The organism is Pseudaeromonas pectinilytica (genome assembly GCF_054780855.1).
On record NZ_BAAGVN010000355.1, the window covers coordinates 45,426 to 54,898 of the forward strand.

General features: G+C 56.7%; 9 protein-coding genes. 3 read left to right on the forward strand and 6 right to left on the reverse strand.

The features are described 5' to 3' along the window. The first annotated feature begins 93 nt into the window (after positions 1–93). Positions 94–885 (forward strand): DUF4922 domain-containing protein, encoded by a 792-nt coding sequence (locus ACYVG7_RS18755; protein ID WP_460884622.1) that lies wholly within the window; start codon positions 94–96, stop codon positions 883–885. A gap of 24 nt (positions 886–909) precedes the next feature. Here ACYVG7_RS18755 and ACYVG7_RS18760 read toward each other — a convergent pair whose 3' ends face one another. The 4 genes from ACYVG7_RS18760 to apbC all read right to left on the reverse strand — a co-directional run bounded on the left by ACYVG7_RS18760 (position 910) and on the right by apbC (position 5,424). After that, positions 910–2,937, reverse strand: a complete 2,028-nt coding sequence (locus ACYVG7_RS18760) for an AsmA family protein (RefSeq protein ID WP_460884623.1) — start codon at positions 2,935–2,937, stop codon at positions 910–912. Positions 2,938–2,999: 62 nt separating this feature from the next. Next, positions 3,000–3,581, reverse strand: a complete 582-nt coding sequence (gene dcd / locus ACYVG7_RS18765; protein WP_460884624.1) for a dCTP deaminase — start codon at positions 3,579–3,581, stop codon at positions 3,000–3,002. 29 nt (positions 3,582–3,610) lie between these two features. Beyond that, entirely contained in the window at positions 3,611–4,255 is a 645-nt protein-coding gene (gene udk, locus ACYVG7_RS18770; protein WP_460884625.1) for a uridine kinase, read from the reverse strand. 95 nt (positions 4,256–4,350) lie between these two features. Further along, complete coding sequence (gene apbC / locus ACYVG7_RS18775; protein ID WP_460884626.1) at positions 4,351–5,424, reverse strand: iron-sulfur cluster carrier protein ApbC; 1,074 nt, start codon at positions 5,422–5,424, stop codon at positions 4,351–4,353. A 244-nt stretch (positions 5,425–5,668) separates the two neighbouring features. On the opposite strand from apbC, the gene metG reads away from it, so the two are divergent. After that, on the forward strand, positions 5,669–7,732 hold the full coding sequence (gene metG, locus ACYVG7_RS18780) for a methionine--tRNA ligase (protein WP_460884630.1): 2,064 nt from the start codon (positions 5,669–5,671) through the stop codon (positions 7,730–7,732). Between the two features lie 90 nt (positions 7,733–7,822). On the opposite strand, the gene ACYVG7_RS18785 is transcribed toward metG, so the two are convergent. Together ACYVG7_RS18785 and yccX are read right to left on the reverse strand one after the other, a co-directional pair. Next, positions 7,823–8,662 carry a CHAD domain-containing protein gene (locus tag ACYVG7_RS18785; protein WP_460884627.1) on the reverse strand — a complete coding sequence of 280 codons (840 nt, stop codon included), beginning with the start codon at positions 8,660–8,662 and terminating at the stop codon, positions 7,823–7,825. Continuing rightward, complete coding sequence (gene yccX, locus ACYVG7_RS18790) at positions 8,643–8,927, reverse strand: acylphosphatase (RefSeq protein ID WP_460884628.1); 285 nt, start codon at positions 8,925–8,927, stop codon at positions 8,643–8,645. The genes ACYVG7_RS18785 and yccX overlap by 20 nt, the downstream gene beginning before the upstream one ends. 78 nt (positions 8,928–9,005) lie before the next feature. Here yccX and ACYVG7_RS18795 point away from each other — a divergent pair, with 78 nt between their 5' ends. After that, positions 9,006–9,410, forward strand: coding sequence for a hypothetical protein (locus tag ACYVG7_RS18795; RefSeq protein WP_460884629.1), 405 nt, complete (start codon positions 9,006–9,008; stop codon positions 9,408–9,410). Positions 9,411–9,473: the final 63 nt, after the last annotated feature.

The following is a 9,473-nucleotide window of genomic DNA, read 5'->3' on the forward strand; positions in this document are numbered from 1 at the left end:
ACATGAACGCCAAGGCAACACCGGATGGAGAAAACTCCTACGGCTATTTTAGGTGATTTTCAGCCAGGAACCTGTGCAAAGAGGTCAATCGTTATGTTTTTATTAGAAAAAGCGGCCCGAGTCACCCACCTTGCTATCGATTCGCGTCATATGAGCCCGATTGAGGTCGCCACTCATGACCATATCGAGGAGGGTATTCACTACGTGCTGCGCATCGCCGCGGGGCTCAAGCATAAGCCACAGCCGACCGGGGCTCGCACTCCGAAATCAGATCCATTTATGCCCTACGAGGCCGAGCTGTATGTTGCCGATGTGGCGCCCGCACATGTCTGCCTGTTGAATAAATATCCGGTGATCGCCAATCACCTGCTGCTGATTACCCGGGATTTCGAACCGCAAGAAAACATGTTGACCGAGCAGGATTTCATCGCGTTAACCCAGTTGCTCGATGAAGCCGATGGCCTGGTGTTTTATAACTGTGGTGCCAGCGCCGGAGCCAGCCAACGGCACAAACACCTGCAGTGGGTGCCCAGGACTCTGGGCGAATGCCGTGCCTCGTTACCGTTGGAGCCGGGATTGCAAACCCTGCGCTTCAACCATTACTGGTCACCACTGCAGGGCACCGAACAGGCCGATACCCTCTACCAGTGCTATCAGCAGGCTCTGCGGGCCCTCGCCTGGCGGCCGGGTCTAGCCTATAACCTGCTGCTGACCCGGCAATGGTTGTTGCTGGTGCCGCGGCATAGCGCCTCCTGGAATGGGATCTCCATCAACAGTCTGGCGTTTGTCGGCTCCTTCTTCGTGATGGATCCCCAGCAAGCCGAGCAACTGCGCAGCGCAGGCTTTCAAGCTGCCCTCCAAGCCGTCAGCGGTTGGCCAGATTGAGGCCACCATTTGGTGTTCACCAATTCAATTGAAAAGGTCGCCTAACTTCGTAGGGAGTCGTTGTGGCGCTATCCCCTTGAGCTGCTGTTGCAGACCCTGCCGCAGTTGCCCCCCCATATCCAGAGCATAGTCAGGGGCACTCCAGGTGCCGCTGATGCGGAGTGGAATCGTCAGGTGAGCCAGGCTCTCCAACCCCTTGCCACCCTGCCCTTTGCTGGTCGCCACGACGGAAACATCCAGCTTGAAATCCAGGCTTTCCCGCACCAGATGGGTGTTTCCCCGGCCCCGGACACGTAATAACGGCGACTGCATGCTGATGTTGTTGCTGGATGCCACACCCGATTGCAACTGCACATCGGCGGTCAACGCCGAGAAGTCGGTTTTCTTCGCCTCCTGAGCGGAGGTCTCTCCGTGCAACATGGCTTTGGCACTGCGTAGTTTGGCGGCCAGGTTATAGCCATTCACGGAGCCATCGGCCAGTGCCACGCTCAACTTGCCGCTGATGGTTCGCCGTATGGCCGCCGGGAGTAGACCAACACCGTTGACCACACCCTGCACGGTCGCGGCCCCTGACAAGGGCTCCTTACCCAGCCACTCTTTGAGCAGCGGCTGGATCTGTAGCTGGTTGATCTTCGGTGCTAACTGCCAACGTGCTGGCATCATGGTGCCATCCAGCATGCCGGTCGCTGCTACCCGTCCTTGATAGAGGCGAGTCGAAAATTCGGTCAGTCGCAACACCCCTTTCTCGAGTTGAAGCGCCATGTTCAAATCCCGGGTATCAAGCCGGGTTCCCTTAAGATGTCCGATCCGGAGCCGCCCCTCACCATTGATGCCCTTAAACCACGCCAGCGAAGGCTCAGTGGGGGTTTGGGAACTCTTATTGCTCTCTTGAGCAGCCGATGGGCGGTCAAACCAGGTCAGATCCAGTAACGGTAGCTGGAGATCCAGCATCACCTGGGGGACCTGCGACCATAATGCCGAGAGAGTCCCTTGCCACTGCAGTGGCCCCAGTTGCCCGGCACCACGCTCAAGGCTCAGCCGAGATGCCTTGTGCTCATAACGCCACTCCCCCGTCATTGCCAACGTCTCCAGCGACTTGGGGATCGCGGGCCCTGTTTGCTGGCCGCTGAGCTGCCATTTCTCCAGCAGGAGATGAGGATTGTGATCATCCCAGTGTGCACGCAGGTCGCCCCGACTTTTCCAACTACCGGTTAGATCCGGGGATGTGAGCTGGGTGGTCAGCTGCCAACCGGGCAGCGCCACCTCGTAACCACCATCGGTTCGCAGATCCAGCTGGGCATCTCCTTGGCTCATCAGCTGTACTTGTTTCCCGTCGCTCGGGATCACCTGCATGTTTAGTTTCCAATCGCGCGCCAGCCATCGAGAGCCCTGGGCTTGCTGTTGCAACTGCAATTGGGTCTCCACATGGCCCGTTATCTGCGCTAGGCGCCAGTCGGTAGCCAGGGCAATGGCCACGGGTTGATCAGCGGACCAGGCACCTGTTTCCAGGGTGAAATGCGAGAGGCTGTACTCTTGTCCTGTAGCCTGGTCTTGCAGCGTCAGCTCTGCATCCTCGATCCGGATCCCGGCCAACTGGATCTGATAACCCTCAGCGCCCTTCGCGGAGGCTGGGGCCGCCGGTGTGCCGGGGCCAGTTGACAGGGCCAGCAGATCATCCAGGTTGCTGTGCCCTTGCGCGCTGCGCAACAGATGGATCTGTGGTTTGTTCAGCGCTAGCTGCTCGATCATCAACTGGCCGGAGAAGAGTGGCAGCAGCGCCACACGAATACGGCCATCCGCCACCGCCACGGTTGGCTCAGCAGGAAAACCAGCCGGATTGAGCAAGCGGACTTGCTCGATGGACAATCCGAGTGACGGATAAAATGACCAGGAAACCGGACCATCGATGAATAACTCGCGTCCGGTTTGTTGCTTAACCTGGCTGATCAGCGCCTGCTTGATGTCATCGGTGCTGATCAGTGCCGTCAGGGTCAACATTCCCGCCAACGCGACCAGGATCAGCGTCAGCAGCAGGTACAGTACCTTTTTCATGGGGCCTCCGGATCCATCAAGCCCAGCTTGATGCTCTTCAGCCGACATGAGGTCAGACGCCGTTAATCCTGACCGATACGGCTGGCAACAGCTCCTTGTTGGCTCTTGTACTTGGCATTGGCACGTTTGTTATAGGGGCGAGCTGCAGGCCCGGATAACAGTTCAAAATTGAGCGCGCCTATGACCATCTTAGGCCGTAATGCCAATGGCAGCCTGCCACCGTTGTAAAATTCCAGCACAATACGCCCCGACCAGCCCGGATCGATACGATGGGCGGTGACGTGTACCATCAAGCCTAAGCGGGCCAGCGAGGAGCGGCCATCCAGCCAACCGACGATATCGGGCGGCAGAGTGACCGACTCCAGGGTGACGGCCAGGGCCAATTCACCTGGATGTAAAATAAAGGCTTCGCCGTCAGGGATGATGATTTCGTCACTCATCACCCGATTGATGGCATCCGCGACCTCTTCTTTCGGACCACTCAAGTCGATGAAGGCCGCGGTATGAGCTTGAAACACCCGGAACTCATTGCCGAGTAAGACATCGACGCTGACGCCGCTGATCCGATCCTGGCCCGGCATGGGCTCGATGACGATCTTGCCCTCAGCCAGATATTTCTCGATATCACTATCGCAAAGACGCATTCCCTTCTCCTGGTGATTAAGTGGCGCTTTTATGCCTGCAACATATGCAGGATACGGGCTTTGAGCATATCGATGGCGATGCGATTGCGGCCACCACGGGGCACTATCACATCGGCATACTGTTTGGATGGCTCAATAAATTGTAAAAACATCGGTCGAACTGTGTTCTGGTACTGTTTCAGCACCGACTCCATGGTTCTGCCCCGCTCCTGTACATCCCGCACCAGCCGCCGGATTAAGCAGATGTCCAGCGGGGTATCCATGAAGATGCTGACATCCATCAGCTCGCGCAGCCGGGGTTCATTGAGTAACAAGATCCCCTCCAAGATGATGATGCGTTTCGGACTGAAACGTGAGGTCTCAGTCAGGCGAGTATGCTCGGTGTAGGAGTAACGGGGGATGTCGACGGCTTCCCCTTTGAGCAGGCAAGTCAGATGCTGCGCCAGCAAGCTGTGATCAAACGCACTGGGGTGGTCATAATTGGTTTTGACCCGCTCCTCCATGGACAGATGGGTCTGATCCTTGTAGTAACAATCTTCCGTGATGACGCCGATTTGATCCTCGCCTTGCTCCTGCACCAACTCTTCAAAGATGGTATGCGCGATCAGACTCTTGCCGGAGGCCGAGGCCCCGGCGATCCCAATGATGACACAGGAACGTTGCGATTCAGACATGGTGTAAATTCTCAACTACGGCGATATTGCCCACGGACGGCGGCATGATACTAAATTTGCCCGCCAAGCAGAATCATCCTCTTGGCAGGTCGTTCTCAGCCTTCATTGACGGTCAAAATCGTGCTCGGGATCGCCTTGCCGCCAAAGTAGAGCATGGCTGCCACTTTGCGCGCCAATCGCTGGTAATTCAGTGCCAGGGAACTATCCGGCTCGGCCACGACCGGGGGGCGCCCGGCATCCATCCACTCGCGAACCTGAATATGCAAGGGTAACTCGGCCAACAACGGCAATCCCTGTTGTAAGGCCAGCTGCTGACCGCCACCACAACCAAAAATCGCCTCCTGATGGCCGCAGTGGCTGCAGGTGTGATAGCTCATGTTTTCGATGATGCCGAGCACCGGAACCGTTACTTTGTTGAACATGGCAATGCCTTTGCGCACATCGATCAGCGCCACATCCTGAGGTGTGGTGATCATCACAGCGGCAGTGGTCGGGACCTGTTGTGCCAGCGTCAGCTGGATGTCGCCCGTTCCCGGAGGCATATCCACCACTAGATAGTCCAGCTCGCCCCAGCGGGTCTCATGAAGGATCTGCGCCAGTGCCTTGCTGGCCATGGGCCCGCGCCATACCGCGGCCTCCCCTTCAGGAACCAGAAAACCGATACTGTTACAGACAATGCCATAGGCCTGAACCGGTTGCATAAACTTGCCATCATGGGAAACTGGCCGCTCATCCGGGCAGCCCAACATCACCGGGATGGAGGGACCATAGATATCGGCATCCAGCAGCCCGACCCGGGCGCCTTCGTGCTGTAGCGCCAATGCCAGATTCACCGCAGTCGTCGATTTACCAACGCCACCTTTGCCCGATGCGACGGCAATGATATTTCTCACCCCGGCAATTCCCGGAACCGGGGTCATCCGTGCCATGGTCGCCACATCCTGCAGCCAGTGCCAGGTGACCAACGAGGCTCCCGTCTGTTGCCGCAGCTTTTCCTCCAACTGCTCCTGGAGCTGCGCCAGCCAGCTGTGACCGGCGAACGGAACGCGCAACGCGATGTGCAAGATTTCATCCTGTTGCGAGATGGCGGTGACAAACCCGGCGGCGACCAGATCTTGCGCCCAACCTTCGGGTTTAAATTGGCTCAGCAGCTGATGGACTTCCTGCATGTAATCTCCTCATAAACAATCAATTCCCGGCACGGATCCCATTGGTCGCCCACATCAACAACACAGCAGTGTCTGATAGAGCGGCTAACCTGGTTCGGACCCGCGGGATCTCGGCCGAGTGTACAAGAAAAGTGTTATGGAAACAGAGGCAATTGCCGCTTGCCATGGCATTGCGCCTAGGCAGATCGCCGTTGCATCGGGTAACATGTTGCTCCACTTCATTTTCCCGACACAGACAGGAACTATGGCCAACGCAGCTCGTAAAATTCTGGTTACCTGTGCCTTGCCTTATGCAAACGGCTCTATCCACCTCGGGCACATGCTCGAACACATTCAGGCTGATATCTGGGTGCGCTACCAGCGGTTGCGGGGCAACACCATCCATTTTATCTGTGCCGATGATGCCCATGGCACCCCGATCATGCTCAAGGCCCAGCAGTTGGGGATCACCCCGGAGCAGATGATTGCCGAGGTATCCACCGAGCATCAGGCGGACTTTGCCGGTTTTGGCATCAGCTTTGACAATTATCACTCCACCCATAGCGATGAGAATCGCGAGTTGGCGAGCCTCATCTATACCCGTCTGCGGGATGGTGGCTATATCAAGAGCCGGGGTATTTCCCAGCTGTTTGATCCGGAAAAGTCGATGTTCCTGCCCGATCGTTTCGTCAAGGGTACCTGTCCCAAGTGCAAGGCGGTCGATCAGTACGGCGATAACTGCGATGTCTGTGGTGCCACCTATAGCCCCACCGAACTGATCAACCCCAAATCCGCAGTCTCCGGGGCAACCCCCGTGATGAAGGAGACCGAGCACTTCTTCTTCGACTTGCCACAGTTTGCCGACATGCTGCAGAACTGGACCACCTCCGGTGCCTTGCAAGAAGAGATGGCCAACAAGCTCAAGGAGTGGTTCGAATCCGGCTTACAGCAGTGGGATATCACCCGCGATGCGCCCTATTTCGGCTTCGAGATCCCCGATGCCCCAGGCAAGTATTTTTATGTCTGGCTGGATGCGCCCATCGGCTACATGGGTTCGTTTAAGAACCTGTGCGCCAAGCGTCCGGAGCTCGACTTTGATGCCTTCTGGAGCAAAGAGAGCGACGCCGAGCTGTATCACTTCATCGGCAAGGATATCCTCTACTTCCACACCCTGTTTTGGCCGGCGATGCTCGAAGGTTCCGGTTTCCGGAAACCGAGCAATGTATTCGTCCATGGCTATGTGACGGTGAATGGCGCCAAGATGTCCAAGTCCAAGGGCACCTTCATCAAGGCAGGGACCTATCTGCAACATCTGGATCCGGAATACCTGCGTTACTACTACGCCGCCAAGCTCAACAGCCGAATTGACGATCTGGATTTGAATCTGGACGACTTCGTCGCCCGGGTGAATGCCGATGTGGTCAACAAGCTGGTCAATCTGGCTTCGCGGACTGCGGGCTTCATCAGCAAGCGCTTCGATGGCCAGTTGGCAGCGACCAACACCGAGCCAGCCTTGTATAGCGAATTTGTTGCCGCCCGGGAGCGCATCGCCGAAGCCTACGAGGCTCGCGAATTCAGCCGTGCCATTCGTGACATCATGGCGCTGGCAGATATCGCCAATCGCTATGTGGATGAAAAAGCGCCTTGGGTGATCGCCAAGCAAGAGGGCCGTGAAGTCGAGTTGCAGGAAGTTTGTACCGTGTCGCTGAACCTGTTCCGGGTGCTGATGACCTACCTGCAGCCGGTATTGCCACAACTGGCCGAGCGTAGCGCCGCTTTCTTGCAAACCAGTCTGAGCTGGGACGGAATTGATGCCCCGTTGTTGGCGCATTCAATCGCCCCGTTCAAGGCGTTATTCAGCCGCATCGATCCGAAGAAGATCGAAGAGATGGTCAGCGCATCCAAGGAAGATCTGGTTGCCGAGGCCAGCAAGACCCAGGGCAGCAAGTCCCAGCACCAAAGCGCACCGGGGAAGGACACGACCGAAATCGAGCCGATTGCTCCGGAAATCGCCTATGACGATTTTGCCAAACTGGATCTGCGTATCGCCCGCATTGTGAATGCCGAACTGGTCGCCGATGCCGATAAGTTGCTGAAGTTGCAGCTGGATATCGGGGGTGAAACCCGTCAGGTGTTTGCCGGTATTCGCTCCGCCTACGATCCGGCGACGCTGGTGGGTAAATTGACGGTGATGGTGGCCAATTTGGCGCCGCGCAAGATGCGCTTCGGCATGTCCGAAGGCATGGTGCTGGCCGCCGGTCCTGGCGGCAAAGAGCTCTATATTCTCGAGCCTCACGACGGCGCCCAACCGGGTATGCGCGTGAAGTAAACTGAGCAGCAGAATAATCTCGAACGGCCTACGGGCCGTTTTTTTATTCTCGATCCATACCCATACCATTCAGCCATTCAGCGCCGTGATTCAGACCCTCTGGGCACTGGCTTGCAAACCGAATGCTCGCACTAACTGCGGACACTCGGGCACAGGAGTTGCCATCACCCGGGTTAGCAACTGCTCGATATCCTCACGCTCGGCCCACAATATCTCGGCCAACGCTTGCCGCCGCCCGCACACCAGCGCCGCCAATCTTGGTTGCTGCTGATGTTTGAGCCAACGGGTTAGCGCATTCAGGTCTGCAAAGTACCCCAGCTTGTCCTGCCAGCACCGACAATGGCCGCTCAGCACTTGGTAGTCCGCAGAAACGGTCGCCAGCAGATCCAGCAGATAGCGCAAAGATTTAATTGCCAGGCGCAATTGATGCAGGTTCCGCGGTGACGGCTGCCGCCCTTGCTGCAGGGACTGACGGATGCTCTCAACATACAGCGCCCGCACCACAACCAGTTGTTGTTGAAAGAGCAACGGCGTCATCCATTGCTGCCACGTCACTAGCGTCTGCTGCAACCCCTGCAGCATAGTCAGCAACTGTGGCTCGGGTGGTTTTCGCGGAGCTCGGGTCTGTGATGCTAACCGTTTGCACAGAGCCCGTGAGTGCGGGAGGGTCTGTAAATACGCCGCAAAGACATCGTGGTTACGTTGCCGACTCACGCTTTTGAGTAAACAACGCCACTGTTTTGTCTGGCGACCCAGATCCGCGGGCAAGGCGGTAATTTGCCACAATGGCTGCCAGGCAAGACAGGCGCGCAGACTCACGCGGAATTGGTGCAGCGACTCCATATCCCAAACCTCGGCGGCCGTCAGGGCGCCAAGCTCGTCGCAGCGCTGGATGAACAGATGCCGAGGTTCAATATGCGCGAAATTCATCGCCCTGCACTCCTCGTGGTAGGGCATCGAGTCGATTGACTACGATACGCTCCACCGTCGCCGAAGGGGGACCCTGTCGCAGCCACTGGATTAATTGCTCAACATCAGAGCTTTCGCCGATCGCCAAAACCTCCACCGAACCATCGGCCAGATTGCTCGCTCGGCCGCGCAATCCCAGCGCCATGGCCCGTTGGCGGGTGAAATAACGAAAGCCTACCCCCTGAACCCGGCCAAAAACCTGAATACGCACGGCTTTATCCGACATTTTGTGATCCTCCCGGCTTCGGTTCTTAGGCCATCACGGTATGATGAAAGCAGTTTCATCATTAGGATTCCGCGCATCATGAAAGAAGTCAAATTTCGCTGGGTAGACCGTATTCTGATTAATATGACCATTCAGGAAAAATTCCACGTTCTCTTCTGGTTCCCTCTGTTATTAATTGTGCTCATCACGGCTGTCTTAATTCATCAAAACAACCAACTGCGCCGAGCCGATCTGATCGAAGGTCTGGAGCTAAAGCTGCAACATGTAGTGGTCTTGCTCGATCAGGTAAAGGATGTCACCGATCTTAAATTACCCGACGGCATCCGTATGGCAGACAGTGGTGTGAAGGGCCAGCACCAAGTTGGTGATGCCATGACCATTACCGTGCCAACCGCCAACCAAAGGTTCCTGAGCGGCACCGTGGACCTGAGCCAGTTATCACTGTGGAATGGACATAATACGACCTCATGTACAGAACCTTAAGCGGCAAGCGAATTAATAACACCGTCTAACGTGTTGTTTTGCTTGGATTTTCTCTGCCTACTC